Source organism: Pseudomonas paraveronii (genome assembly GCF_963681955.1).
Classification (GTDB): domain Bacteria; phylum Pseudomonadota; class Gammaproteobacteria; order Pseudomonadales; family Pseudomonadaceae; genus Aquipseudomonas; species Aquipseudomonas paraveronii.
Genome location: NZ_OY817130.1, coordinates 6,128,939 through 6,154,413 on the forward strand (window position 1 = coordinate 6,128,939; position 25,475 = coordinate 6,154,413).

At 61.8% G+C, this 25,475-nt stretch carries 23 protein-coding genes; 6 read left to right on the forward strand and 17 right to left on the reverse strand.

Annotated elements, in window-relative coordinates; genetic code table 11:
• Window positions 1-304 precede the first annotated feature (304 nt).
• Entirely contained in the window at window positions 305-1,807 is a 1,503-nt protein-coding gene (gene ppx, locus U5A08_RS28500; protein WP_253400077.1) for an exopolyphosphatase, read from the forward strand.
• A 139-nt stretch (window positions 1,808-1,946) separates the two neighbouring features.
• Here ppx and ppk1 read toward each other — a convergent pair whose 3' ends face one another.
• Both ppk1 and hemB read right to left on the reverse strand, forming a co-directional pair.
• On the reverse strand, window positions 1,947-4,166 hold the full coding sequence (ppk1, locus tag U5A08_RS28505; protein ID WP_247398886.1) for a polyphosphate kinase 1: 2,220 nt from the start codon (window positions 4,164-4,166) through the stop codon (window positions 1,947-1,949).
• A gap of 18 nt (window positions 4,167-4,184) precedes the next feature.
• The gene (hemB, locus tag U5A08_RS28510; protein ID WP_321849474.1) at window positions 4,185-5,198 is read right to left on the reverse strand and encodes a porphobilinogen synthase; all 1,014 of its coding nucleotides are present in this window, start codon (window positions 5,196-5,198) and stop codon (window positions 4,185-4,187) included.
• Window positions 5,199-5,405: 207 nt separating this feature from the next.
• Between hemB and U5A08_RS28515 the strand changes: the two genes are divergently transcribed.
• Entirely contained in the window at window positions 5,406-6,053 is a 648-nt protein-coding gene (locus tag U5A08_RS28515) for a DedA family protein (protein WP_253400078.1), read from the forward strand.
• On the opposite strand, the gene U5A08_RS28520 is transcribed toward U5A08_RS28515, so the two are convergent.
• Window positions 6,034-7,269, reverse strand: a complete 1,236-nt coding sequence (locus U5A08_RS28520) for a sterol desaturase family protein (RefSeq protein WP_321849475.1) — start codon at window positions 7,267-7,269, stop codon at window positions 6,034-6,036. The two genes, U5A08_RS28515 and U5A08_RS28520, sit on opposite strands and share 20 nt — an antisense overlap.
• Before the next feature lie 115 nt (window positions 7,270-7,384).
• Between U5A08_RS28520 and elbB the strand changes: the two genes are divergently transcribed.
• Entirely contained in the window at window positions 7,385-8,050 is a 666-nt protein-coding gene (gene elbB, locus U5A08_RS28525; protein WP_253400080.1) for an isoprenoid biosynthesis glyoxalase ElbB, read from the forward strand.
• Here elbB and U5A08_RS28530 read toward each other — a convergent pair.
• The 5 genes from U5A08_RS28530 to U5A08_RS28550 form a co-directional block, all read right to left on the reverse strand.
• A complete protein-coding gene (locus tag U5A08_RS28530; RefSeq protein ID WP_247398861.1) occupies window positions 8,047-8,502 on the reverse strand; it encodes a YaiI/YqxD family protein in 456 nt (151 codons plus the stop codon). The two genes, elbB and U5A08_RS28530, sit on opposite strands and share 4 nt — an antisense overlap.
• A gap of 2 nt (window positions 8,503-8,504) precedes the next feature.
• Entirely contained in the window at window positions 8,505-10,400 is a 1,896-nt protein-coding gene (locus U5A08_RS28535; RefSeq protein WP_321849476.1) for an FTR1 family protein, read from the reverse strand.
• Window positions 10,401-10,694: 294 nt separating this feature from the next.
• Complete coding sequence (locus U5A08_RS28540; RefSeq protein ID WP_253400082.1) at window positions 10,695-11,327, reverse strand: LysE family transporter; 633 nt, start codon at window positions 11,325-11,327, stop codon at window positions 10,695-10,697.
• Between the two features lie 88 nt (window positions 11,328-11,415).
• Window positions 11,416-11,988, reverse strand: a complete 573-nt coding sequence (locus U5A08_RS28545; RefSeq protein WP_247406611.1) for a mechanosensitive ion channel family protein — start codon at window positions 11,986-11,988, stop codon at window positions 11,416-11,418.
• Window positions 11,988-13,898, reverse strand: coding sequence for an ATP-binding cassette domain-containing protein (locus U5A08_RS28550; protein WP_247406608.1), 1,911 nt, complete (start codon window positions 13,896-13,898; stop codon window positions 11,988-11,990). Before U5A08_RS28550 ends, U5A08_RS28545 begins: the two co-directional genes overlap by 1 nt.
• Before the next feature lie 50 nt (window positions 13,899-13,948).
• On the opposite strand from U5A08_RS28550, the gene U5A08_RS28555 reads away from it, so the two are divergent.
• Window positions 13,949-14,413 carry a TIGR02444 family protein gene (locus tag U5A08_RS28555; RefSeq protein ID WP_253400084.1) on the forward strand — a complete coding sequence of 155 codons (465 nt, stop codon included), beginning with the start codon at window positions 13,949-13,951 and terminating at the stop codon, window positions 14,411-14,413.
• Here the strand turns inward: U5A08_RS28555 and U5A08_RS28560 are convergent.
• The gene (locus U5A08_RS28560; protein ID WP_321849478.1) at window positions 14,410-15,459 is read right to left on the reverse strand and encodes an AlgP family protein; all 1,050 of its coding nucleotides are present in this window, start codon (window positions 15,457-15,459) and stop codon (window positions 14,410-14,412) included. The two genes, U5A08_RS28555 and U5A08_RS28560, sit on opposite strands and share 4 nt — an antisense overlap.
• A 192-nt stretch (window positions 15,460-15,651) precedes the next feature.
• Here U5A08_RS28560 and U5A08_RS28565 point away from each other — a divergent pair, with 192 nt between their 5' ends.
• Entirely contained in the window at window positions 15,652-16,329 is a 678-nt protein-coding gene (locus tag U5A08_RS28565; protein ID WP_321849479.1) for an FKBP-type peptidyl-prolyl cis-trans isomerase, read from the forward strand.
• A 53-nt stretch (window positions 16,330-16,382) separates the two neighbouring features.
• On the opposite strand, the gene rsd is transcribed toward U5A08_RS28565, so the two are convergent.
• The 7 genes from rsd to U5A08_RS28600 all read right to left on the reverse strand — a co-directional run bounded on the left by rsd (window position 16,383) and on the right by U5A08_RS28600 (window position 22,761).
• Entirely contained in the window at window positions 16,383-16,841 is a 459-nt protein-coding gene (rsd, locus tag U5A08_RS28570; RefSeq protein ID WP_321849481.1) for a sigma D regulator, read from the reverse strand.
• Between the two features lie 209 nt (window positions 16,842-17,050).
• Complete coding sequence (locus U5A08_RS28575) at window positions 17,051-17,572, reverse strand: disulfide bond formation protein B (RefSeq protein WP_321849482.1); 522 nt, start codon at window positions 17,570-17,572, stop codon at window positions 17,051-17,053.
• 237 nt (window positions 17,573-17,809) lie between these two features.
• Window positions 17,810-19,051: a heme biosynthesis protein HemY gene (locus U5A08_RS28580; RefSeq protein WP_253400088.1), complete on the reverse strand. Its 1,242-nt coding sequence runs from the start codon at window positions 19,049-19,051 to the stop codon at window positions 17,810-17,812.
• Between the two features lie 5 nt (window positions 19,052-19,056).
• On the reverse strand, window positions 19,057-20,172 hold the full coding sequence (locus tag U5A08_RS28585; protein WP_253400089.1) for a uroporphyrinogen-III C-methyltransferase: 1,116 nt from the start codon (window positions 20,170-20,172) through the stop codon (window positions 19,057-19,059).
• A gap of 18 nt (window positions 20,173-20,190) precedes the next feature.
• Window positions 20,191-20,949: a uroporphyrinogen-III synthase gene (locus tag U5A08_RS28590; RefSeq protein ID WP_253400090.1), complete on the reverse strand. Its 759-nt coding sequence runs from the start codon at window positions 20,947-20,949 to the stop codon at window positions 20,191-20,193.
• The gene (hemC, locus tag U5A08_RS28595; RefSeq protein WP_321849486.1) at window positions 20,946-21,887 is read right to left on the reverse strand and encodes a hydroxymethylbilane synthase; all 942 of its coding nucleotides are present in this window, start codon (window positions 21,885-21,887) and stop codon (window positions 20,946-20,948) included. Before hemC ends, U5A08_RS28590 begins: the two co-directional genes overlap by 4 nt.
• Window positions 21,888-22,014: 127 nt before the next feature.
• Window positions 22,015-22,761, reverse strand: a complete 747-nt coding sequence (locus U5A08_RS28600; RefSeq protein ID WP_253400091.1) for a LytR/AlgR family response regulator transcription factor — start codon at window positions 22,759-22,761, stop codon at window positions 22,015-22,017.
• A 501-nt stretch (window positions 22,762-23,262) separates the two neighbouring features.
• Between U5A08_RS28600 and argH the strand changes: the two genes are divergently transcribed.
• Window positions 23,263-24,657 (forward strand): argininosuccinate lyase, encoded by a 1,395-nt coding sequence (argH, locus tag U5A08_RS28605; protein WP_253400092.1) that lies wholly within the window; start codon window positions 23,263-23,265, stop codon window positions 24,655-24,657.
• 40 nt (window positions 24,658-24,697) lie between these two features.
• On the opposite strand, the gene U5A08_RS28610 is transcribed toward argH, so the two are convergent.
• Entirely contained in the window at window positions 24,698-25,357 is a 660-nt protein-coding gene (locus tag U5A08_RS28610) for a glutathione S-transferase family protein (RefSeq protein WP_253400093.1), read from the reverse strand.
• Window positions 25,358-25,475: the final 118 nt, after the last annotated feature.

Sequence of the window (25,475 nt, forward strand, 5' to 3'; positions counted from 1 at the left end):
TAGTGTGGGAGCTGTAAAAACAAAGAGTCGCCTTTACCCGAATACGAGGTAGTCCCAAACAAAAAAACCAAAGGTTTTCAAACAACAACCCTGTAGGGAAAATCACAAAAAGTTTTACAACGACAACTAGTTAAAAAATCCTACGAAACTAAAACTTCATTCAGGGCAAATTTAAAAACCCGCCCTACATTTCCCACAAGAGTTCCTCACAGACAGTCATAGGAAAATTAGCGAAGCGCTACGCGTTGGCTCCAGCGGTCGATCGTGGCACGATGGTCAGGTTATCGACCGAGACCCCCTAACCATGCCGCAATCCCAAGCCAAGAATCTGTCCCTGATCGCCGCCATCGACCTGGGCTCCAACAGCTTTCACATGGTCGTGGCCAAGGCCCAGAACGGCGAAATCCGCATCCTTGAGCGGCTAGGCGAGAAAGTCCAACTGGCTGCCGGAATCGACGACGCGCGCCAACTCAATGAAGAATCCATGCAGCGAGGGCTCGATTGCCTCAAACGTTTTGCCCAATTGATCAACGGCATGCCCCTGGGCGCTGTGCGAATCGTCGGCACCAACGCGTTGCGCGAAGCCCGTAACCGTGGCGAATTCATCCGCCGCGCCGAGGAAATCCTCGGGCACCCGGTGGAAGTCATCTCCGGACGCGAAGAAGCGCGCCTGATCTACCTCGGCGTGTCCCACACCCTGGCCGACACCCCTGGCAAGCGCCTGGTGGCGGACATCGGCGGCGGCAGTACCGAGTTCATCATCGGCCAGCGCTTTGAGCCGCTGCTGCGCGAAAGCCTGCAGATGGGCTGCGTCAGTTATACCCAGCGTTATTTCAAGGACGGCAAGATCACCCCGGCGCGCTATGCACAGGCCTATACGGCGGCGCGGCTGGAGATCATGAGCATCGAGCACGCGCTGCATCGCCTGACCTGGGATGAAGCCATCGGTTCGTCCGGCACCATCCGTGCCATCGGCCTGGCCTTGAAAGCCGGCGGCTATGGCACCGGCGAGGTCAACGCCGAAGGCCTGGCGTGGCTCAAGCGCAAGCTGTTCAAACTGGGCGATGCCGAGAAAATCGACTTCGACGGCATCAAGCCTGACCGCCGCACAATTTTCCCGGCGGGCCTGGCGATTCTCGAAGCGATCTTCGACGCCCTCGAACTGCAACGCATGGACCACTGCGACGGCGCCCTGCGCGAAGGCGTGCTCTACGACCTGCTCGGCCGTCATCACCACGAGGACGTGCGTGAGCGCACCCTCAGCTCGTTGATGGAGCGCTATCACGCCGATCTGGAACAAGCGGCCCGCGTGGAACGCAAAGCCCTGCATGCCTTCGACCAGGTGGCTGCGGACTGGGACCTGGAAGACGGCGTATGGCGCGAACTGCTGGGCTGGGCGGCCAAGGTGCATGAAGTGGGCCTGGATATCGCCCACTACCATTACCACAAGCACGGCGCCTACCTGATCGAGCACTCCGACCTGGCCGGTTTCTCCCGGGAAGACCAGCAGATGCTTGCACTGCTGGTACGCGGCCATCGCCGCAATATCCCCAAGGACAAGTTCGCCGAATTCGGTGACGAAGGCATCAAGCTGATCCGCCTGTGCGTGCTGCTGCGCTTTGCGATCCTGTTCCACCACATCCGTGGCACCCAGGAAATGCCCCAGGTGACCCTGCGCGCCAGCGGCGACAGCCTCGACGTGGTGTTCCCGGAAGGCTGGCTGGAAGAAAACCAGCTGACCCAGGCGGACTTCGCCCAGGAAGCGGAATGGCTGACGCGGGTGGGCTTCAGCCTGAATGTGCACTAACTCGATCTAGACAGCACCGAAAAACAAATGTGGGAGGGGGCTTGCCCCCGATGGCGGTGTGTCAGTCAAGGATGAGTTTGACTGAACCACCGCCATCGGGGGCAAGCCCCCTCCCACATTGGATCAGAGCCAGCCTGGGTTAATTCACCGCGAGAATCGGGCTACCCAGTTTCTCCAGCAGCGTCGCCTGGGCGCTGCGCGGGTTCTGGTTGCCGGTCGGCGTGTTGCGCACGTAGCGGCCGTCCGACTGCAGGCTCCAGCTGTGGGTGTTATCGGTGAGATAACTTTCCAGCTCTTTCTTGACCCGCATGATCAGCTTCTTGCCTTCCACCGGGAAGCACGTCTCCACGCGCTTATCGAGGTTGCGCTCCATCCAGTCGGCGCTGGAGAGGTACATCTGCTCTTCGCCGCCGTTGAGGAAGTAGAACACCCGCGTGTGCTCCAGGAAGCGCCCGATGATCGAGCGCACATGGATGTTGTGCGAGACCCCGACGATGCCCGGCCGCAGGCAGCACATGCCGCGCACCACCAGATCGATGCGCACGCCGGACTGGCTGGCCTTGTACAGCGCGCGGATGATCTTCGGATCGGTCAACGAGTTGAACTTGGCGATGATGTGCGCCGGTTTGCCGTCGAGGGCGAACTGGGTCTCGCGGGCGATCATGTCGAGCATGCCCTTCTTCAGGGTGAACGGCGCATGCAGCAGCTTCTTCATGCGCAACGTCTTACCCATGCCGATCAACTGGCTGAACAACTTGCCGACGTCTTCACACAAGGCGTCGTCGGAGGTCAGCAGGCTGTAGTCGGTGTAGAGCTTGGCGTTGCCGGCGTGGTAGTTGCCGGTGCCCAAGTGCGCGTAACGCACGATCTCACCGGCTTCGCGGCGCAGGATCAACATCATCTTGGCGTGGGTCTTGAACCCGACCACGCCGTAGATCACCACCGCGCCGGCCGCTTGCAGGCGGCTGGCCAGTTGCAGGTTGGATTCTTCGTCGAACCGCGCACGCAGTTCGATCACCGCGGTGACTTCCTTGCCGTTACGCGCGGCGTCGACCAGGGCATCGACGATTTCCGAGTTGGCGCCGCTGCGGTACAGGGTCTGGCGGACCGCCAATACATGCGGGTCCTTGGCGGCCTGGCGCAGCAGGTCGACCACCGGGGTGAAGGACTCGAACGGGTGCAGCAACAGGATGTCCTGTTTGCTGACCACGCTGAAGATGTTCTCGCTGTTTTGCAGCAGTTTCGGGATCTGCGGCGTGAACGGCGTGTATTGCAGCTCCGGGTGGCTGTCCAGGCCGGTGATGCTGAACAGGCGCGTCAGGTTGACCGGGCCGTTGACCTGGTACAGCTCGCTCTCGCCGAGGTTGAACTGCTTGAGCAGGTAGTCCGACAGGTGTTTCGGGCAGGTGTCGGCCACTTCCAGGCGCACCGCATCGCCGTAGCGCCGCGAGAACAGCTCACCGCGCAGGGCGCGGGCCAAGTCTTCGACGTCTTCGGAGTCCAGCGCCAGGTCGGCGTTACGGGTCAGGCGGAACTGGTAGCAGCCCTTGACCTTCATGCCCTGGAACAGGTCATCGGCGTGCGCGTGGATCATCGACGACAGGAATACATAGTTATCGCCAGCGCCCCCCACCTCTTCCGGTACCTTGATGATCCGTGGCAGCAGACGCGGTGCCGGGATGATCGCCAGGCCGGAATCGCGACCGAAGGCGTCGATACCCTCCAGCTCAACGATGAAGTTCAGGCTCTTGTTGACCAGCAACGGGAACGGGTGAGTCGGGTCGAGACCGATCGGCGTGATGATCGGCGCGATCTCGTCGCGGAAGTAGCGACGCACCCAGGTCTTGATCTTGGTGGTCCAGTGGCGGCGACGGATAAAGCGGACCTGATGTTTTTCCAGTTCTGGCAGCAGGATGTCGTTGAGGATTGCGTATTGGCGATCCACATGCCCGTGTACCAGATCGCTGATGCGTGCCAGGGCTTGATGCGGTTGCAGGCCATCGGCGCCGGCTTGTTCACGGGCGAAGGTGATTTGTTTCTTGAGACCGGCGACGCGGATCTCGAAGAACTCGTCCAGGTTGCTGGAGAAAATCAGCAGGAATTTCAGGCGTTCCAGCAACGGGTAGGACTCATCCAGCGCCTGCTCCAGCACGCGGATGTTGAATTGCAGCTGTGACAGCTCGCGGTGGATGTACAGGCTGCTGTCATCCAGGTTGGTCACCACGACGGGCGCGGGCGCCGGAGCAGGCGCTTCGGCGACCACCACAGGCGGTTCCAGCTCCGGCGGGGTCTCGGCGACTTGTTCAACCACCGGGTGGGCGTCTTTTACGGCAACTTCTGAGAGTCCTTCGGTATTCATCGAGTGTTCCTGTGAGGGCTATTGTTGCTCTCTAAGCAATTGGGCAGCGCGGGCGGCGAAGTAGGTCAGAATGCCATCAGCGCCGGCACGTTTAAAGGCTGTCAGGGATTCGAGGATCACCCCTTCACTCAACCAACCATTCTGGATCGCGGCCATGTGCATCGCGTATTCACCGCTGACCTGATAGACAAAGGTCGGCACCTTGAATTCTTCTTTGACCCGATAAAGGATGTCCAGGTAGGGCATCCCGGGCTTGACCATCACCATATCGGCACCTTCGGCCAGGTCGGCGGCCACTTCGTGCAGGGCTTCCTGGCTGTTGGCCGGGTCCATCTGGTACGAGGCCTTGTTGGCCTTGCCCAGGTTCAGCGCCGAGCCCACCGCATCGCGGAACGGGCCGTAGTAGGCGCTGGCGTATTTGGCCGAATAAGCCATGATTCGCACATTGACGTGGCCGGCCAGCTCCAGAGCTTCGCGGATCGCCTGGATGCGGCCGTCCATCATGTCCGACGGCGCGACCACCTGGGCCCCGGCTGCAGCATGGGACAGGGCCTGTTTGACCAGCGCGTCGACGGTGATGTCGTTTTGCACGTAGCCTTCTTCATCCAGAATGCCGTCCTGCCCGTGGGTGGTGAACGGGTCCAGGGCCACATCGGTGATTACCCCCAATTCCGTGAAGCGCTCACGCAAGGCGCGGGTGGCGCGTTGGGCGATCCCTTGCGGGTTCCAGGCTTGGGCAGCATCGAGGGACTTGAGTTCCGCAGGCGTCACCGGGAACAGCGCCAGCGCCGGAATCCCCAGTTCGACCCAGTTCGCCGCCTCTTCAAGCAGCAGATCAATGCTCAAGCGCTCTACACCCGGCATCGACGCCACGGCTTCCCGACGATTTTCCCCGTCCAGCACAAAGACCGGCAGGATCAGATCGTTCGTGGTGAGTACGTTTTCACGGACCAGACGGCGAGAAAAATCATCACGACGGTTGCGGCGCAGACGGGTGGCGGGGAACAGGCGATTGGCAGGGGTAAAGCTCACGACAGACTCCTGAGCCCGCATTTACGGACGAGTGTTGCAGTTATAAGCGGCCATTATGACGAAGGAATGACAGTTGTGCTTATCCATGCGACCTGTAGTCGCATTCGGCGTTTATGTAGGAAATGTTCACTTCGAGACACATTTCGATACTTTCATGAATGTTCACGAAGGCGTAGGCTGCGCGTTCATTTCGCCAGCACCCAGACCATGCTTCAACAATTTCTGCATGACTTCGGCTACTTTGCCCTCTTCCTAGGCACGTTCTTCGAAGGCGAAACCATACTGGTTCTCGCAGGCTTCCTGGCGTTCCGTGGGTATATGGATATCAACCTGGTGGTGGTCGTTGCCTTTTTCGGCAGCTACGCCGGCGACCAGCTTTGGTACTACATGGGGCGCAAACACGGCCGCAAACTGTTGGCGCGCAAGCCGCGCTGGCAATTGATGGGCGACAAGGCCCTGGAACATATCCGCAAGCACCCGGATATCTGGGTGCTGAGCTTCCGCTTCGTCTACGGATTACGCACAGTGATGCCCGTGGCGATTGGCCTGTCCGGCTATCCGCCCTTGCGCTACCTGGTGCTCAACGGCATTGGCGCGGCGGTGTGGGCGGCGGCGCTCGCCGCGGCGGCGTACCATTTTGGCGCGGTTCTGGAAGGCATGCTGGGCAGCATCAAGAAGTACGAGCTGTGGGTGCTGGGTGCTTTGTTACTGCTGGGCCTGGCTCTCTGGCTGCGGCGGCGGTTCAAGAACGCGCGCATCGCCCGTCAAGCCTGTGCCGATGCAAAGGCCCAACTGGCCGCCACACACACGGGCGAGACCAGCCCGGTCGAGCCGACTAAGACGCCAGCCGAGTAAGCCGGCCTCTGCAACAGTAGAGGCCCATCAGACTCAGCAAGCTGTAGCTCAAAAGGCCCAGCCAGCCCAGGTGGCTGGCCGGCCATAGCCCGGCCAGCGGCGCCAGCCATACCAGCGGCACATTCAGCCCCAGACGCACCAGCTCCGCCCTCAACGCCCACGGGCGGTTCTCCAGGGCGACGCCCAAGCTAAACAAGCCCAGCGCCATCGCACTCCAGCCCAGCACCAGTCCCGTCGTGGGCAGCCCGTCCCCGACATTCATCAGATAACTGCCAAACCCCACATACACCGCAAATTGCAGGGCGACGTACACCTGTTGCCGCGTATCCAGCGGCACCTCGAATTTGCGGAACTGGCTCAAATCCGGCTTGGCCAACGGGTAGTTGGCCTTCACATCGGCCGGCCGCCAACCGGTGCGCATGAACCAGATACGCAGCTTGTCCCAGCGGCTTTGCGTGCGTCGCGCATCACTCCACAACTGCGCATAGAACTGCAGGTTGGCCCACAGCGGGTTCCAACTGGCCAAGGGGGTGGTGACGCCAAAGATCACCGGCTCGTTAGCGTCCTCTTCCTGGAACGAACCAAACAGCCGGTCCCAAATAATGAACACCCCGCCGTAGTTGCGATCCATGTAGAGAGCGTTCTGTGCATGGTGAGCCCGATGATTGGACGGTGTGACGAAGAACCACTCGAACCAACCGAGCTTGGGCACGTGGCGGGTGTGGACCCAGAATTGATACAGCAGGTTGAGCGAGGCTACGCTGATAAACACCAGCAGCGGCACGCCGAGCACGGCCAGGGGCAGGTAGAAGATCCAGCTCAGCAGAAAGCCGGTGCTGGTCTGGCGCAAGGCGGTGGTGAGGTTGTAGTCCTCGCTCTGGTGATGCACCGAGTGCGCGGCCCACAGGATATTGCGCTCATGCCCGCAGCGATGCAGCCAGTAGTAGCAGAAGTCGTAGAACACAAAGGCGAACACCCAGGTCCAGACGCTCTGGGCCGACAGCTCAAGCAGCGCCAGGTGCTTGAGGGCGAACGCGTAGGTCAGCAGCCCCACGCCCTTGGTCAGCAGCCCGGTGGTGGTGGACAGCACGCCGGTGCTGAGGCTGTTGATGGCATCCGCCACCCGGTAATTGCGCTCCCCGCGCCAACGGTCGGCGAGCAGTTCAACCACGATCAAGGCGATGAAAAACGGCACCGCGTAAGGCACGAAGTCCATGGGCTAGTCCGGTCTGTTTTTATTGCATCAAGATTAGGTGCTGCGGCGGGAGTTCCCATTGGCAACAGATGACAAATTAGTAGACATTTAACGCCATGAATCAGGAGAAATGCCCATGAGCAAAAAGATTGCAGTGATCCTTTCCGGCTGTGGCGTGTACGACGGCGCAGAAATCCACGAAAGCGTGATCACGCTGCTGCGCCTGGATCAGCGCGGCGCTCAGGTCCAATGCTTTGCCCCCGACATTGCGCAGTTGCACGTGATCAACCACCTCACGGGCGAAGAAATGCCCGAGTCGCGCAATGTGCTGGTGGAGTCCGCCCGCATTGCTCGGGGCGAGGTGAAGGACATTGGTGAAGCCAACGCCGAGGACTTCGACGCGTTGATCGTGCCTGGCGGATTTGGCGCGGCGAAGAACCTGTCGAACTTTGCCAGTGAAGGTGCCGGTTGCAGCCTCAACCCGCAGGTATTGGCGCTGGCCGAAGCCTTTGTCGAAGCGGGCAAGCCGCTGGGGCTGATCTGCATCTCGCCGGCCCTGGCCGCGAAGATCTATGGCCCGGGCGTGACCTGCACCATCGGCAACGATACCGACACCGCCGCCGCCCTGGACAAGATGGGCGCCCACCACCAGGAATGTACGGTGGAGGATATCGTCGAAGACACGGCGCGCAAGCTGGTCAGCACGCCGGCCTATATGCTTGGCAAGAACATCAGTGAAGTCGCATCAGGCATCAACAAGCTGGTGGATCGGGTGCTTGAGCTGACCCATGAGAACGACTAATCGGCCCGCATCAAGCGCGTAAGGAGGCGGTCGAGTGAGTTGGCAAACGCTTGCTTGTCCTTTTCCCCATGGGGCGGTGGACCACCGCCCATCTGGCCTTGCTCACGCAGATCGGTGAACAGGTTGCGTACCGCCAACCGCTCACTCATGTTCTGCGGGCTGAACTCCTTGCCACGCGGATCGAGCGCCGTCACGCCGTTCTTCACCAGGCGGTCGGCCAAGGGTACATCGCTGCAGATCACCAACTCGCCGGGCACCGCGTGCTCCACCAGGTAGTCATCCGCTGCGTCCGGGCCGCTGGGCACCACGATCAGCTTCACGCAGGCAAAGCTCGGCTTGATCTGGCTCTGCCCGGCCACCAGCACCACCTCGAACTGACGCTTGAGGGCGAACTTCACCACCTGGTCCTTGGCCGCCCGCGGGCAGGCGTCGGCGTCGATCCACACGCGCATGCCTATGCCGCCAACCGGCGCTTGTCGGCGATCCGACTGCGGCCGTACATCACCACAATCGCCAGGATCGCCACGACCTGCGCACTCAACGAGTAGGCATCGGCGTGGATACCCAGCCAGTCGAAGTCAAAGAATGCCACCGGCCGCGTGCCGAAGATGCCGGCTTCCTGCAACGCCTTCACGCCGTGCCCGGCGAACACCACCGACAACGCACACAGCAGCGCCGCGTTGATCCCGAAGAACAGCGCCAATGGCAGCTTCGCCGAACCGCGCAGGATCACCCACGCCAGGCCCACCAGCAGCACCAGCGCCGTGGCGCCACCCGCCAGCACAGCGTTGTGCCCGGCCGGGCCGGCTTGCAGCCACAGGGTTTCGTAGAACAGGATCACTTCGAACAGCTCGCGGTACACCGAGAAGAACGCCAGCAGCGCGAAGCCGAAACGCCCACCGCCGCCCACCAGGCTGCTCTTGATGTAATCCTGCCAGGCCGCTGCGTGGCGGCGGTCGTGCATCCACACGCCGAGCCACAGCACCATCACACTGGCAAACAACGCCGTGCAGCCTTCGAGCAATTCGCGCTGGGCGCCACTCACATCGATCACATAGGCGGCCAACGCCCAGGTGGCCAAGCCGGCCACCAAGGCCAAGCCCCAGCCGGTGTTCACGCTGCGCACCGCCGATTCCTGGCCGGTGTTACGCAGGAAGGCGAGGATCGCCGCCAGCACCAGGATCGCTTCCAGACCTTCGCGCAGCAGGATCAGCAAGCCTGAGATAAAACTCAACGACCAGCTCAGGCCATCGCTGCCCAACAAGCTGGCAGATTCGCTGAGCTTGCCCTTGGCCGCGTCCAGGCGCTGCTGCACCTGTTCGAGCGGCAAGCCGTCCTGCAACGACTGCCGGTAGGCCATCAGGGCCTTCTCGGTGTCCTTGCGCACGTTGGCGTTGACGTTGTCCAGGGAGCTTTCCACCAGCTCGAAGCCTTCAAGATACGCCGCTACCGACAGGTCGTAGGCTTGCTCGTGATCGCCGTTGCGGAACGCCGCAAGGCTCTTGTCGAGGGTCGCGGCGGTGTAGTCGAGCAACTGCGCCGGGCCGCGCTTGACCTGCGGCGGCTGGGCACGCTGGGCGCGGAACGTCGCGGCAGCGGCTGGGCCGTTGGCGGCCAGCACTTCATTCGGGGTCTGACGGGCCAGGTCGGCGAGGTTGAAGGGCTGCGCGCTTTTCGCGGCAGCCGGGTCGGCCGTGAAGCTGGCGATATAGGTGGCCAGGTCCCAGCGCTGGCGGTCGTCGAGTTGGTCGGCGAAGGACGGCATGTCCGTGCCTTCGACGCCCAGGCCCAGCGTGTTGTAGATCGCATAAAGGCTCAGGCGGTCCAGGCGCTCAGCGTTCTGCAGGTTCGCCGGCGGCGGCGTCATCCCCACACCCGCCGGGCCATCACCGGCTCCGGCCGTGCCGTGGCAGACCGAGCAGTGCTGCGCATACAGCGGTGCGCCGCGTGTCGGGTCGGGCGTAATCGCCGGGGCCTGGCTGACTTCATATGCCGCCGCCAGCTTGGCGCCCAACTGCCGGGACTGGCGGGCCACACTGGCGCCGTCCTGACGAGCGGTCACGGCGGCGACCAGTTCATCGACCCCTTTGACCAGTTCTGCGCGCTCGGGCTTGGAAGGCAGCTCAGCCACCAGGCCCTGCAACACCCCCAGAAACTCCACCTGTTCACGGTATTCCGACTCATCGATGACCTTGCCCGCCGCTACCGTCGGCGGGTAATCCGCGCCGATGTAGTCCAGCAAATGCAGGGCTTTCGTGGCGCCCTCGGCAGGTGCAGCCAACAGGTTGAAGCTGCACGACATCAACGCCGGCAATAGCAGCCAGGCGAAAAAACGGAAGGGGGCAGTCATGAATGAATCTCAAAGAGAAATACGAAGTAACACATTGTTGAGCTTTATTAGGTTTGACTCAAGGTGTAAGTGATTTGTATTTGGAGTAACGGAGCCGATTCAGCGGCGGCAATGGCGCCAGGCCCGACGATTTTGCGCTGAACTCAACGCGCACAGACAACACAAAACAAATGTGGGAGCGGGCTTGCTCGCGATAGCGGTGGGTCAGCCGACTGACTCGGTGACTGACACTCCGCTATCGCGAGCAAGCCCGCTCCCACATTGTCGATTCGGTTTCTTCAGCCCGGTCCGGGTTCAAGCCGTTGCGCGATGCAAACTTGCCAGGAAACCCGCCGCGCCCACGAACAACCCGGCAAACGTGCGGTTCATGCGTTTTTGCTGCTTGGGCGTGCGCAACAGGCGCAAGACTTTCGACGCCAAGCCGGTATAGCCCGCCATCACGATCATATCGACGCTGATCATCGTCGCGCCGAGGATCAGGTACTGGGTCAGCAGCGGGGCCTGCGGGTTCACGAACTGCGGCAACACCGCGAGCATGAACACCAGCGCCTTGGGGTTGCTGGCGTTGACCAGAAAGCCACGGAACATCATCGCCATCGGCTTGCCGATCGGGCGCACGGCGCCGTCATCGGTCATGTCCATGGGCAGCGCGCGCCACTGCTTGACGGCCAGGTACACCAGGTACGCCACGCCAAACCATTTGATCGCATAGAACGCGGTGGACGACGCCGCCAGAATGGCCCCCAGCCCGCCCGCCACCACGGCAATCTGCATCGCCAGGCCGATTTGCAGGCCGATGGCGTTCCAGTAACCGCGCAGGAAACCGTATTGCAGGCCGCTGGACATCGAGGCGATGGCGCCTGCGCCAGGGGAAAGGGAAATGATCCAACTGGCGAGGAAAAAGGCCAGCCATGTGTCGAGTGCCATTGCACACCTCAGCAGCGAGTTTGCGGTTGTGCCTTAAGCTAACTCTGCCGACCGAATGCTGGCTATAGATTTTTACAAGATGTGAACGCTAGCGCTCGCCCGGCATCACCGCACTGTCGCGCCAGCGTCGCACCGAGCGTTGGAAGAACAGGCTATTGGGCACCTGCACCGTCACGCCGCCGGTGCCCGCCTCTTCCACTTCGATCAGCGTGGTGTAAAGCAGATTGATCGCCACGACGCGGCCCTTCACACCCGGCTTGTCGACGGTGTCCACCAACTCGACGATGTCACCCAGGCGGAACGGCCCGACGGTGAAGATCAGGATCGCGCACAACAGGTTGGACAACACCGACCACATGGCGAAGAACGCCACCGCCGCCACCGCGACGAACCCCGACAGCGCGGTCCACAACACCGTGGCGGACACGCCCAGGCGGCCCAGCACGAAGATCAGCGCACTGCCCATGATCAGCCAGCGCAAGCCGCCGCGCAGCGGCATCAACAATTGCGGCGGGAAGGGGTAGCGCTCACCCAGTCGGGTCAGGCCCTTGGCGACAAACCGCTGGGTAAGGTAGCCCGCCAGCAGGATCAGCAGGACTTGCACGCTGATCCACACAGGCTCGACCCATTGCGCCGGCAGCGGCAGTTGCAGCGCCTCCATCAGGACAGCGCCTCCAGCTCCGCTTGCAGGCTTTCGAGCAGTTCGAGGGCTTCCATCCAGCTTTCCTCCAACTGGCCTTCACGGACCTTGAGCTTGGCCTGCTCGGCCAGCAGATCGCGCAGTTCATCCTTGCGTGCGGCTTCGTACACGGCACTGTCGCCCAGGCTGGTCTCGATCTTGGCCAGACGTTCGTGGACCTTGCCCAATTCGGCTTCCAGCTTGTCGGCGTCGCGCTTGTGCGGCGCCAACTGCTGGCGCAGGGCGGCAGCGGCCTGGCGCTGGGCCTTCTTGTCGGTTTTGTCCGGGTTGACCGGCGTGTTGCTGGTCGGCGCGTTGCGCAGGCGGTAATCCGTCAGCCAGCGTGCGTAGTCTTCGAGGTCGCCGTCGAACTCTTCGACTTTGCCATCGGCCACCAGCAGGAAGTTGTCGGTGGTGCTCTTGAGCAAGTGGCGATCGTGAGACACCACCAGTACCGCACCACTGAATTCCTGCAACGCCATGGTCAGCGCCAGGCGCATTTCCAGGTCGAGGTGGTTGGTCGGTTCGTCGAGCAGCAACAGGTTCGGCCGGCCCCAGGCGATCAGCGCCAGGGCCAGGCGGGCTTTTTCGCCGCCGGAGAAGTTCAGCACCGGCTCATCGATGCGCGCACCACGGAAGTCGAAACCGCCGAGGAAGTCGCGCAGAGTCTGCTCGCGCTCGGTCGGCGCCAGGCGCTGCAAGTGCAGCAACGGGCTGGCCTTGGCGTCCAGGGAGTCCAACTGATGCTGGGCGAAGTAGCCCACCACCAGGTTCTCGCCACGGGTCAGGCGACCGGCCAGGGGTTGCAGCTCGCCCGACAGGTTCTTGATCAGCGTCGACTTGCCCGCGCCGTTCGGTCCGAGCAGGCCAATACGCGCGCCCGGCGTGAGTTGCAGTTTGACCTTCTCGAGGATGGTTTTATCGCCATAGCCCAGGCGTGCATCGGACAGATCGAGCAACGGGCTGGAGATCTTCACCGACTCGCGGAACACGAAATCGAAAGGCGAATCGACGTGGGCCGCCGACAGTTCTTCCATGCGTTCCAGCGCCTTGATCCGGCTCTGGGCCTGGCGGGCCTTGGTGGCCTGGGCCTTGAACCGGGCGATGTAGCTTTCCATGTGCGCGCGCTGCGCCTGCTGCTTCTCGAACGCCTGCTGTTGCTGGGCCAGGCGTTCGGCGCGGGCGCGCTCGAACGCACTGTAGCCGCCGCGGTAGAGGGTGATTTTCTTCTGTTCGACGTGGGCGATGTTGTCGACCACGGCGTCGAGGAAATCCCGGTCGTGGGAAATCAGCAGCAAGGTGCCTTGATAGTTCTTGAGGAAATCCTCCAGCCACAGGATCGCATCGAGGTCCAAGTGGTTGGTCGGTTCGTCGAGCAACAGCAAGTCCGAGGGGCACATCAGTGCCTGGGCCAGGTTCAGGCGCATGCGCCAGCCGCCGGAGAAGTCGGCGACCGGGCGGTCCATCTGTTCGTTGGTAAAGCCAAGGCCGGCAAGCATCTTGCGCGCACGGGCGTCGGCGGTGTAGCCGTCGGCGCTGTCCAGTTCCGCGTGCAGGCGAGCCTGAGCGGCGCCGTCCTGGGCTTTCTCGGCCTCGGCCAGGTCGTGTTGCACCTGGCGCAGACGCAGGTCGCCATCGAGCACGTAGTCGATCGCGATGCGGTCCAGGGTGTCGATCTCCTGGCGCATATGGGCGATGCGCCAGTCGGCCGGCAGCAAGCAGTCCCCGGAGTCCGGGGTCAGCTCACCCAGCAACAGGGCGAACAACGTGGATTTGCCGGCGCCATTGGCACCGATCAGGCCGGCTTTGTGACCGGCGTGCAGGGTCAGCTCGGCGTCTTCAAGAAGACGTTGCGGGCCACGCTGTAATGTTAGGCTTTGAAGTCGGATCATAATGGCGGCGGAGTCTACCAGCTTCGTTGGCCGCTGGCTTGGGTGTGAATATGTGCGCTGACCTGTGGAGCTTTGCCCTCTCGACTTACGCCCGCCCGGGCGTCGAGGCCGCGTGCCTGCGTTTGCAGGAACAAGGCGCGGATGTGTGCCTGTTGCTCTGCGGGGCGTGGCTGGAACGGCGCGGCGTGGCGCTGACACTTGAACGCACGCAGGCGCTGAGGCAAATCGCCGAGCCGTGGCAATCGCAAGTCGTTGAACCGTTGCGACAGGTGCGTAGGCAATGGCGGGCCGTGGCGCAGCAGGATCAGCCCTTGGCGGCGTTACGGGAGCGGGTCAAGGCCCTGGAGCTGGAGGCGGAACGCGAGTTGCTGACACGCCTGGCAACGCTGGCGACAGCATGGCCGACAGGCGAAGTGATGGGTCAACGATGGCTGGAAGGACTGGCGGCCGAGGGAGCCGCCAACCTTGACCACGACGCGCTGCAGCAGATGCGCGTCGCAGTCACCGGCGCTTAGGAAGCGCTGGTTGGGGTGTTGCTTGGCGCGACCGGTGCAGGGGCGCTGCTGGCCGATGCGGTTGGAGCGACGGACGCTGCCGGGGTAGCAGCCGATGCTGCCGGAGTGGCTGGCTTGGCCGGTGCCGGTTTTGCAGCAGCCGGTTTAGCGACTGGCTTGGCGGCTGGTTTTGCAGCAGCGGCTTTGGCAACTGGCTTGGCGGCTGGTTTTGCAGCAGCGGCTTTAGCAACTGGCTTGGCGGCTGGTTTTGCAGCAGCGGCTTTAGCAACTGGCTTGGCGGCTGGTTTTGCAGCAGCGACTTTAGCAACTGGCTTGGCGGCTGGTTTTGCAGCAGCGACTTTAGCAACTGGCTTGGCGGCTGGTTTTGCGGCAGCAGCTTTAGCAACTGGCTTGGCGGCTGGTTTTGCGGCAGCAGCTTTAGCAACTGGCTTGGCGGCTGGTTTTGCGGCAGCAGCTTTAGCAACTGGCTTGGCGGCTGGTTTTGCAGCAGCGGCTTTAGCAACCGGCTTGGCGGCTGGTTTTGCAGCAGCGGCTTTAGCAACTGGCTTGGCGGCTGGTTTCGCAGCAGCAGTTTTGGCAGCTGGTTTGGCAGCTGGTTTGGCAGCGGCCTTAGCCGGCGTCTTCGCTGCAACGGCTTTTACCGGTGCACGAGCGCCCAGCACTTTCGATACAGCTTCCTTCACACGACCAACGCCCTGGGCCAGTTTCAGGCTTTCTTGAGCATCTTTTTTGAGTTGGGAAATGTAGGTGCGGGTTTCGGCTTGGCGATCCTTGAGGGCGTCCAGCAGGTCCTCAAGTTCTTTGACTGCGTCTTTGGCTTTGGCTTGAGCCTTGGCCTTGCCGGCAGTGGCGGCGTCTTGCAGTTTGATGCGGGATTTGTGCAGTTTTTCTTGCGCTTTACCGCGTTGTTTTTCCAACTTGGCGAGCAGTTTTTCTGCATCAGCCAAGGCTTGGGAACACGCGCTTTCCAAATGTTCGAGCAGGCTGCCCGAGAGTTGTTGGAGTAAGTGCAACGGGGTATTTACAGGCTTCTGTTTGGCCGACATGGTTTACCTCCTGGCTGACGTGGGTGCGGCTCATACTAGCCCTCTGCTCTTACCGCCGCTAGCGCATGTTGACAGTATCGTTTGCCTTGCGTTGCACCGTGCGAAAAATCTTATCGATATAACGAAAAACCACGCCACTTTTTACCCACTCACACTGGCATAATCCGTCGCACTTTCGGCTGGAGAAGACCCATGTCGCGTTACCTTTTTCTTGCGCTTGGTTTGGCGATTTCCGTGGCCAATGCAAGCGAGCCTACGCCGTCCAAAACCACTGCGCCAGACGCGCACGACCTCGCGTACAGCCTGGGCGCCAGCCTCGGTGAGCGGCTGCGACAGGAAGTCCCCGACTTGCAGCTCCAAGCCTTGATCGATGGCCTCAAGCAAGCCTATCAAGGTAAACCGCTGGCGCTGGATAACGCGCGCATCGAACAGATCCTGGCGCAGCATGAAGCGCAGGACGAAGCCGATATTCAGGCACCGCAAAGTGAAAAAGCCCTGACGGCCGAACAGCAGTTTTTGACCCAGGAAAAAGCCGCGAGCGGCGTGCGCGAATTGGCCGATGGCGTTCTGCTCACCGAGTTGACGCCCGGGACCGGCAATAAACCGTTGGCCAATGATGAGGTTCAGGTGAAATACGTGGGGCGATTGCCCGATGGGACGGTGTTCGATCAAAGCACCCAGGCGCAATGGTTTCGCCTAGACAGCGTGATCAGCGGCTGGAGCAGCGCGCTGCAACAGATGCCGGTGGGCGCGAAATGGCGCCTGGTGATTCCGTCAGCACAGGCCTATGGCGCCGACGGTGCCGGTGCGTTGATCCCGCCTTACACACCCCTGGTATTCGAGATCGAATTGCTCGGCACCCGGCATTGACCCAATAAAAAACGGTGCGTCATGCGCACCGTTTTTTTATCTCACACCAAGGGTCAGGCCTGAGCGACAGCCACATCCCGGTGAGCATTGTGCAGCACTTCGATCAGGCAATCCTCAAGCTCGAAACGCTCATGGAGCAGGCCACCCAGCTCCTTGAATTTTTCCGCAACACACTTGCCGGCATCACACAGGTCATTGAACGCCAGCAGCTTCTCGGTGATCACATCGATGCGTGGGTAGAGGGTATCGGCCAACTCAAGACCGCGTTGATCGTCGAAGGCTTCAGCCTCCTTGGTCAGTTGCTCGTAGATGCCGAAATGACCGGCAGACACGTAGTCCACCAACACACCGCAAAATGCCTGCAACGGCTTGCGATTCTTCGTCAATGCTTCGGGCTTCTCGCCGAGAGCATCAAACGCCCGAACCAGTTCGTGGCGTGCCTTCAGCCAGTTGTCGATCAGCTTGTGCACCCCACCCCAGCGTTCCTGAGCATTCTGACAACTTTCCAGCATGATGATCTCTCTTCCCTATAGGGGGCGCTGCCGCTGTGTGCCCGCGCAATACTTCAAAGATAAAGCGGCAGCCGGACAAAGCCGTATCTGACAACGGTTTCAATAACGCATGCGGGCCAGATTATGCCCGCATGACTATGGCTTCAAGGTACGCAGGAGAGAAAGTTCATACAAGTGTTTAATCCTGTCCTACAACCTGCGACCGGTTTTCAGCGTCTCGACAGGCGCAACGGTTGGCTGAATATCAGCCGTGAAAATTGCATGAAGCCCAGGATCAGCATCGCCACGAAAAACAACAGGCTCCACTCCGGAAGACTCAAATCGAACAGGGTCCAAGTGATTTCCACGCAGTCGACGGTGCCGTTGAAGATCGAGCGCAGCGCCTGCGAAAAAGACAGGTTTTCGAGCATGTACTGCAAGCTGGGCCAACAATCGCTGGCCTGATCCGACGTGGTGTTCTGCAATAACACCTGGCGCACGGCGGTAATTGCGCCAAGCGCGGCACAGCCTGTGCTCGCCAGCCCATACCCATAGACGCCGTAGCGTTTGGGGTTATGCACAGCCGCTACCAGGTTGATCAACGTAAAGGTGGCGAGGAATAGCCGTTGTACCTGGCACAGAAAGCAGGGCCGCAGCAGCGCGCCATATTCCAGGTAGAAAGACGCACCCAACGTCAGCGCACCGGCCATGAACGCCAGGAAAAACAAGGAGCGTGAGGGGGCCAAAGACATTGTTTATCCGTACCGCGAGAGATAGGCCGTTACGGTAGAGGAAAGGCCTGACCCCTTTCAATACGCGTTAGAGCAGACGATTCCGCGAAAACGTAGGGACATCCCGCCAGAACTTGGAGGACATAACCTGACGCAACGTAGGAATGTATTACACACCCAGTTAAACCGAGTCTTTACACAGAACCAAAAGGTTGGCTGTCGGACGCATCCGAGCCAACCCTCGCACCACTTCCTACTTCAACCCTGCGCCGGCACGGGTAACGGTGAGGCGAGCAAACGGTTGTCCAGCAGGCCCAAGCCTTCCTGGAATAGCTGGTTGCTGCGCTCGGTGTCACCCAACTGGGCTAGCAGGCGTGCCAGTTCGGCACACGCCTCGGGGTTGCGCTGCACCTGCAGGCTGCTTTCCAGGTAGTCCCGCGCCTTGCCCCACAGACTGTTTTGCAGACACAGGCGACCCAGGGTCAACAGCAAGCTGGCATCACCGGGATGATCCTTGAGCCAGCCCTCGGCAAACTTCAACTGGCGGGCCGGGTCACTGCCGCGCAACAGGCCATACAGGCGGATCAGATGGCTGTCATACGCCCGCTTGATCGCGCCACGCAACACTTCCTCGGCCTTGGCATCAGCGCCCAACTGGCGCAGTTGCTCGGCGTAGGCCACCACCAATTGCGGCTCCTGGCGTTGGGCGGACGTCAGTTGTTGCCAGGCGCGCTCAAGCGCCTGCAAACCCGCTTCGCCCTGCTCTTCACGCTGGACGGCCAGGCTCAGGTTTTCACCCCAGGCACGACGCTCCAGCTCGGCCAATTCGCCGGCCGGCAACACTTTGTCCTTACGCAGCTCAGGCAACAGACGAATCACTGACGACCAATCGCCCCGCTGCTGATGCAAGCGTTGCAACTGGCGCAGCACTTGGGCGTTATGGGGATGCCGCTCGTGCATGGCCTGCAAGGTGATCAGCGCGCCGTCGGTATCGCCACGGTCCATCTGCAATTGCGCATGGCTCAAGGCAACCGCCAGTTCGGCCTGGGGCTGACGCTCGAGGGCGCGCTCCAGCAAACCGTCGCACGCTTCATATCGCCCTTGCTCATTCGCCGCCCGGGCCGCGCCAAGGTAATACAGCAACGGCTGGCGTTCGGCTTCGGCGGCACGATGCAGGTGGCGTTCGGCACTGGCCCAGCGGCCTTCGGCGAGGTCCATCTGGCCCTGCTCGATCGCGATCTGCACGCGACGGCTGCGGTTACGCCGCGACCACGGGTTGACCACGCCGCCCGAGGTGCTCAGCAGGCTCAACAGGACACGAATCAGGTAGATCGCCAGGCCGATGACAAACACCGCCACCAGGGTGGCCCACAGACTCGACTCGTAATGCAGCAGATGGGGATAGGTAATCAGCACGTAGCCGGTGTGTTTCGAAATGCCCACAGCCAGCGCCAGGGCGATCGCAATCGCCAGCACCAGGATCACATAGAAACGCTTCATCGGCTCTACTCCTGGCTCGCCGGCGTGCCAGCCGAAGCCTTGGCTTCGTCGGCAGGCGAGTGACGACGTTCAAGGTATGCCTGCACGGCGGCCAGGCTGGCAGCCAGGTCCGGGGTCACGACCGAGACAGCCTTGGGCTCAAGCTCGGCGATACGCGCCAGCATCGCTTTGCTCTGTGGGTTGTCCTGGTTGAAGTTGTCCTGCAACACGCTGCGCGCCTCACCCAGCGAACGGCTGTACACCGCCGACTCACCATTGAGCGCAGCCCACTGCGCTTGCTCGAGGGCCAGGCTCAGGGCCAGGCGCACCTGGTTCAGGCCTTGGCCGGCGAGCAGCGGGCGAATGTTGTCATCCGGGTTGAAGTCGATACGGAAGTAACGCGAGAGCTGCTCCCACCATTGGCTCAAGCGGTTTTCCGTATCGGTCGTCGGACGCCCTTGGGGCGCCGGTTCCTGAAGCTGGTACTCCGGCGCGATCGCCGCCAGTTGCACGACTTGATCACGCAAGGCCGCAAGTTGCAGGTATAGCCCGGTACGGTCCGGTTGTTCGGTACTGCGCAACGCGGCAAGGCTCTTGGCCAATTGCTCGCGCGCGGCGTAGGAACCCGGATCGCTCTGCTCGCGAAGAATCTCGTCGGCGCCCTGGACCAGCGACTGCGCGCTGTTGATATCCTGCAGGGCAGACAAGCGCAAACTCGCTAGACGAATCAAGTGTTCGGCTTCAGCCAGGCGCCAGTCCTTGCGGCTGGCTCCCAGTACGGTTTCCAGGCGCTGGCCCAGACGCTGCTGATCGCCCTGCAACTGCGCCACCAGGCGGCGGCGCTCTTCCAGCTCGTCGGCACCCGGCAGTTGCGCCAGGCGTGCCGCCAACTGTTGCTGGCTTTGCTTGAGGGTCTGGGACTGGTCGTCGAGGGTCTGTACCTGGCTCAGCTGTTGCTGGCTGCTGGCTTGCAGGGCGCGGACCTGCCAGATCCCCCAGCCGCCGGCGGCAACGCCTGCGGCGCCCAGCAGCAAGGCGACGATTGCCAGGCCATTGCCACGGCGCGGCGCGGTGTCCGGTGTCTGGCCCGGCGCATCGAGCGCGGGCTGAGCTTCATCTTTAGGCAAGGCTGTTTCGCTCACGTATCCATCCTTTGCGTATCAGAGAGTGGGAACGGAATGGCTCCGTAACGCCACTAACAAAGCCGCGGCACTCGCGCCGCGACAATCCACAACTTTTTCTGCGCCAGCGGCCCGCGCCATCTCATAGACTCGCGGGCTGGGCACGAACAACGGCAGCCGCACCACCTGTGGCCAATCCGGGCCGGCCAGGGCTTGCAGGTGTAATAAACCCTGCCCACTGCTGACCACCAGGCCGTTCAAGCGTTCCAACTGGATGCGCTGCATCAGTACCCCCGGGTCGTAGGCCGGAAGGAAACGGCGATACAACTCCAGATAGTCGACACTAGCACCTTGCTCGCGCAAGCGCTCCGCCAGCAGCTCTCGCCCGCCCTCGCCGCGCAGGATCAACACCCGTGCATCGGCAGGTGCAATAGCCTCGCGCAAGGCGGGCAAGGCAAGCAAGGCCTCGCTGTCGTCGCCGCTGGGGGGATAATGAACGTCCAGGCCCTGATCGGCGAGGACCTGCGCGGTGGCGGCCCCCACGCTGAACCACGGCAACTGCGGCCAGCATCGATCCAAGCATTGCACGCCAAGGCGCGCCGCCGGTTTGCTCACCACAATGACCGCGCAATAGCGGCCCAGGTCAGCAAACACCGCCTGCTGCGCAGGCGTGACCGGCAAGGCTTCGATCTCCAGCAACGGCAGGCTGCTGCTGAAAATCCCGACCTCGGACAACGATGCCGCCAACAGCGCAGACTCCTCGGCAGGCCGCGTCAGCAGCACACGCCAATCGGTCACTGCGGGCCGGCCTCGCCGTAGACTTTTTGCAGAATGACACCGGCGCCCTTGTCCAGCAGCGCTTCGGCGACCTGAATACCCAGCGCCGTCGCATCACGCTGCGGCCCGCGCACTTGCGCGGTGATCAAGTTGCCGCCGTCAGGGTCACCCACCAGGCCACGCAGCCACAGGTTTTCCCCTTCAAGCACGGCGTAGCAGGCGATCGGCACCTGGCAGCCACCGTTGAGGTGTTTGTTCAGGGCGCGTTCGGCGGTGACACGGACGTCGGTGTCGTGGTGATCGAGCGGCTTGAGCAAGGCGTGGATTTCACAGTCGGCGGTGCGGCATTCGATGCCCACTGCGCCCTGCCCGCCGGCGGGCAAGCTGTCTTCGACGCTGATGACCGAGGTGATGCGGTCTTCGAAGCCGAGCCGGATCAAACCGGCCGCCGCGAGAATGATCGCGTCGTATTCACCGGCATCCAGCTTGGCCAGGCGGGTATTGACGTTGCCGCGCAGGAAGCGGATCTGCAAATCCGGGCGACGCGTCAGCAACTGGGCCTGACGCCGCAGGCTGGAAGTGCCGACGATACTGCCCAACGGCAGCTCATCCAGGGACGCGTAGGTATTGGACACGAAGGCGTCGCGCGGGTCTTCACGCTCGCAGATGCAAAACAGGCCCAGGCCTTCGGGGAAGTCCATGGGCACGTCTTTCATCGAATGCACGGCGATGTCGGCTTCGTTTTCCAGCAGCGCGGTTTCCAGTTCCTTGACGAACAAACCCTTGCCGCCGATCTTCGACAGCGGCGAGTCCAGCAGCTTGTCGCCGCGACTGACCATGGGCACCAGGGATACCTGGAGACCAGGGTGGGCCTGCTCGAGGCGTGCTTTGACGTATTCGGCCTGCCACAAGGCCAGGGCACTTTTACGGGTGGCGATGCGGATTTCGCGAGAGGACATGGATCAATCCGTACTGAATAGATACGGCAGATAATAACAGCTCAGGAAAATTCGCTTTGATTTGAATCAGCAAGTGCGGGGGCCTCCCTGGCCGCAGCGCACCGCGATCACCGCTACAGCCCTTGGGCTAAAGCTGCTGCATCATCTTGCGCACGCCGGCAACATGGCGCCGGCTGACGATCAAGGCATCGCCGTTAAGCCCTTTGAGGAACAACTGAAAGTGCCCAAGGGGCGTGCGTTGCAGGCGTTCGATGCGCTCACGGGCCACCAGCGCGTTGCGGTGGATGCGCACGAAACGGTCGCCGAATTCATCCTCAAGGGCCTTGAGCGGCTCATCGAGCAGCACTTCGCCAGCCTCGTGACGCAGGGTCACGTACTTGTGATCGGCGATGAAATAGACCACCTGGCTCAGGGGGATCAGCTCGATACCTTTACGGGTGCGCGCACTGATATGGCTGCGCGGCCCGTTACCGCTCTGGGCGGCGGGCTGGGTCAGGGCGGCAAGCTGGATGCGATTGGGGCGCTCGGCCTTTTTCAATGCCTTGAGCAACGCCTCGGCAGTCACTGGCTTGACCAGGAAGCTGACACCGCTGGCTTCCAGGGTTTCGGCCGGGAACTCTTCCTCGGCGGCACACAACACCACGGCCGGTGGCGATTCGCGCTCACTCAGGCGGGCGGCGACTTGCAGGCCATCCAGGCCCGGCATGCGGATATCGAGCAGCACCACATCCGGCTTGAGGCTGTCGATCAACGTCAACGCCTCCTCGCCCGTGGCGGCGCTCGGTTCAAGGACTGTATAACCCTCGAGTTCACTGACGAGACGGCTCAGTCGCTCGCGGGCTTGGGGTTCGTCATCAACGATCAGGACATTCATATTGCGCTGGATTCCTGCGTGAGTCTCGCACAAGGATAGCGTAGACAGGTGCGGTGACTTGCGTCACAGCGATCCACGCTAAGACTAGCGCGAGCGGCAAAAAGTGCCCCGAGAGCGACACTCATATTTATCCGGACCTGTTCAATAGCGCCCAAAACCTGCCGCCCTTGGGCATCGTCGTAGGGTTTGCTGATCACAATCCGAATACCCCCCTTGTTTAATGGTAGTCAGGGTTATGACCGCATCACCTGACTTTGGTGCATTCACACACTATCAGTCCAACTGTAGACGCTCGCCGAGACGACACTGCTCATTCGTCAAATATCGTTTCAATAAGCACCTTTGCCCAGTCTCTTCCCGGACGCGGTCGGCGGCAAGGCACTTAGCCATCCTTTACACAAATAAAAATGCCGACCACCCGCAGCACCGCCTCCACGGGCAACCCTGTTATTATCGGCGTCACACCTCCACGCCTCTTTTAAGCAGATCACGAGCGAATCCATGAGCACCGACAAGACCAACCAGTCCTGGGGCGGCCGCTTCAGTGAACCCGTCGACGCCTTCGTCGCCCGCTTCACCGCCTCCGTCACCTTCGACCAGCGCCTGTACCGCCACGACATCATGGGCTCGATCGCCCACGCCACGATGCTGGCCAAGGTCGGCGTGCTGACCGACGCCGAGCGCGACAGCATCATCGACGGCCTGACCACCATCCGTGGTGAGATCGAAGCCGGTACGTTCGACTGGCGCGTCGATCTGGAAGACGTGCACATGAACATCGAGGCGCGCCTCACCGATCGCATCGGTGTGACCGGCAAGAAACTGCACACCGGACGCAGCCGTAACGACCAGGTGGCCACCGATATCCGCCTGTGGTTGCGTGATGAAATCGACCTGATCCTGGCCGAAATCACCCGCCTGCAAAAAGGTTTGCTGGAACAGGCCGAGCGTGAATCGGACACCATCATGCCCGGCTTCACCCACCTGCAGACCGCACAGCCCGTGACCTTCGGCCACCACCTGCTGGCCTGGTTCGAAATGCTCAGCCGCGATTACGAGCGCCTGGTGGATTGCCGCAAGCGCGCCAACCGCATGCCGCTGGGCAGCGCCGCACTGGCCGGCACCACGTACCCGATCGACCGCGAGTACACCGCACAACTGCTGGGTTTTGACGCCGTGGGCGGCAACTCCCTGGACGGCGTGTCGGACCGCGACTTCGCTATCGAATTCTGCGCCGCCGCGAGTATCGCGATGATGCACCTGTCGCGTTTCTCCGAAGAACTGGTGCTGTGGACCAGCGCGCAATTCCAGTTCATCGACCTGCCCGACCGCTTCTGCACCGGCAGCTCGATCATGCCGCAAAAGAAAAACCCCGACGTGCCCGAGCTGGTACGTGGCAAGAGCGGCCGTGTATTCGGCGCGCTGATGGGCCTGTTGACCCTGATGAAAGGCCAACCCCTGGCCTACAACAAGGACAACCAGGAAGACAAGGAACCGCTGTTCGACGCTGCCGATACCCTGCGCGATTCGCTGCGTGCCTTTGCCGACATGATCCCCGCGATCAAGCCCAAGCACGCGATCATGCGGGAAGCGGCGCTGCGCGGGTTCTCCACTGCGACCGACCTGGCGGACTACCTGGTACGCCGTGGCCTGCCGTTCCGTGACTGCCACGAAATCGTCGGCCATGCCGTGAAATACGGCGTGGAAAGCGGCAAGGACCTGGCGGAAATGAGCCTGGAAGAACTGCGCAAATTCAGCGACCAGATCGAGCAGGACGTGTTTGCCGTGCTGACCCTGGAAGGCTCGGTGAATGCCCGCGACCACATCGGCGGCACTGCGCCGGCGCAGGTCAAGGCAGCCGTCGTGCGCGGCCAGGCCCTGCTCGCCAGCCGCTAAACGCATCAATGTGGGAGGAGCAAGCCCCCTCCCACATTGCTTACTTCTTCGCCGCAATCATCGCCATGAACGCCGGCATCGCCGCTTCCCTGTCCGCCGCCACCTTCAAGGCGTTAGGCATGGCGTGCAAGCGCTCCAGCAACGCCTTGGCCGCCGGCAATTCTGCCAGCAAATCCAGGCCAAACAGTTTCTCGCCCACGCCGCAGGCGAGGTTCAGGCTGTACATGAAATACAGATCGGCAATCGTAAAGCTCTCCCCCGCGACATAGGGCGCGAACTTGCCGTGCCGAGCTAAAGACCCCACCCCCAGCAGCAACTCGGCCCGGGCTTTGTCCTTGATCGCCTCCGGCACCGGCATGCCGAAAAACGCTTCGGCGAAACAGGCGCGTGCGGGTAGCTCGATGTACAGCTCGATTTCCCTGCACAATGCCAGCACCTGGGCGCGCTGAAACGGCTCCGCCGGCAACAGTGCAGGGCCTTCCTGGGTTTGCTCGATGTATTCGAGGATCACACTGGTTTCGTTGATAAAGCCCTGTTTGACACCCAGCACCGGCACCTTGCCCCGCGGGCTGATCGTCAGGGCTGCAGGCGTTTGCCCGGCAAAAAAAGGCACCTCTTCGAACGTCAGACCTTTCTCCAGGAGCGCCAGCTTGACCATGTTGTAGTAGTTACTGACCGAAAATCCGTACAGTTTGAGCATCGCAAAGCCTCCAGGCCGTGTGCGGGGTTGGCTGCATGAGTTATAGATCCGCCCGACCAACCTGGCTAGCAGCATCACCTGCCTGAATGGAGGTAGACTGGCGCCCTTTCCTTAAGGA

What these genes read in the sequence shown, in the direction of transcription:
- U5A08_RS28565 (WP_321849479.1), top strand. Translation starts at nt 15,652, where the DNA reads ATGTCGCGTTACCTTTTTCTTGCGCTTGGTTTGGCGATTTCCGTGGCC.
- U5A08_RS28555 (WP_253400084.1), top strand. Translation starts at nt 13,949, where the DNA reads ATGTGCGCTGACCTGTGGAGCTTTGCCCTCTCGACTTACGCCCGCCCG.
- U5A08_RS28535 (WP_321849476.1), bottom strand. Translation starts at nt 10,400, where the DNA reads ATGACTGCCCCCTTCCGTTTTTTCGCCTGGCTGCTATTGCCGGCGTTG.
- U5A08_RS28575 (WP_321849482.1), bottom strand. Translation starts at nt 17,572, where the DNA reads ATGTCTTTGGCCCCCTCACGCTCCTTGTTTTTCCTGGCGTTCATGGCC.
- argH (WP_253400092.1), top strand. Translation starts at nt 23,263, where the DNA reads ATGAGCACCGACAAGACCAACCAGTCCTGGGGCGGCCGCTTCAGTGAA.
- U5A08_RS28530 (WP_247398861.1), bottom strand. Translation starts at nt 8,502, where the DNA reads ATGCGCGTGTGGATCGACGCCGACGCCTGCCCGCGGGCGGCCAAGGAC.
- ppk1 (WP_247398886.1), bottom strand. Translation starts at nt 4,166, where the DNA reads ATGAATACCGAAGGACTCTCAGAAGTTGCCGTAAAAGACGCCCACCCG.
- U5A08_RS28545 (WP_247406611.1), bottom strand. Translation starts at nt 11,988, where the DNA reads ATGGAGGCGCTGCAACTGCCGCTGCCGGCGCAATGGGTCGAGCCTGTG.
- U5A08_RS28520 (WP_321849475.1), bottom strand. Translation starts at nt 7,269, where the DNA reads ATGGACTTCGTGCCTTACGCGGTGCCGTTTTTCATCGCCTTGATCGTG.
- U5A08_RS28515 (WP_253400078.1), top strand. Translation starts at nt 5,406, where the DNA reads ATGCTTCAACAATTTCTGCATGACTTCGGCTACTTTGCCCTCTTCCTA.
- rsd (WP_321849481.1), bottom strand. Translation starts at nt 16,841, where the DNA reads ATGCTGGAAAGTTGTCAGAATGCTCAGGAACGCTGGGGTGGGGTGCAC.
- elbB (WP_253400080.1), top strand. Translation starts at nt 7,385, where the DNA reads ATGAGCAAAAAGATTGCAGTGATCCTTTCCGGCTGTGGCGTGTACGAC.
- U5A08_RS28540 (WP_253400082.1), bottom strand. Translation starts at nt 11,327, where the DNA reads ATGGCACTCGACACATGGCTGGCCTTTTTCCTCGCCAGTTGGATCATT.
- U5A08_RS28600 (WP_253400091.1), bottom strand. Translation starts at nt 22,761, where the DNA reads ATGAATGTCCTGATCGTTGATGACGAACCCCAAGCCCGCGAGCGACTG.
- U5A08_RS28560 (WP_321849478.1), bottom strand. Translation starts at nt 15,459, where the DNA reads ATGTCGGCCAAACAGAAGCCTGTAAATACCCCGTTGCACTTACTCCAA.
- U5A08_RS28580 (WP_253400088.1), bottom strand. Translation starts at nt 19,051, where the DNA reads ATGAAGCGTTTCTATGTGATCCTGGTGCTGGCGATTGCGATCGCCCTG.
- U5A08_RS28610 (WP_253400093.1), bottom strand. Translation starts at nt 25,357, where the DNA reads ATGCTCAAACTGTACGGATTTTCGGTCAGTAACTACTACAACATGGTC.
- U5A08_RS28550 (WP_247406608.1), bottom strand. Translation starts at nt 13,898, where the DNA reads ATGATCCGACTTCAAAGCCTAACATTACAGCGTGGCCCGCAACGTCTT.
- hemC (WP_321849486.1), bottom strand. Translation starts at nt 21,887, where the DNA reads ATGTCCTCTCGCGAAATCCGCATCGCCACCCGTAAAAGTGCCCTGGCC.
- ppx (WP_253400077.1), top strand. Translation starts at nt 305, where the DNA reads ATGCCGCAATCCCAAGCCAAGAATCTGTCCCTGATCGCCGCCATCGAC.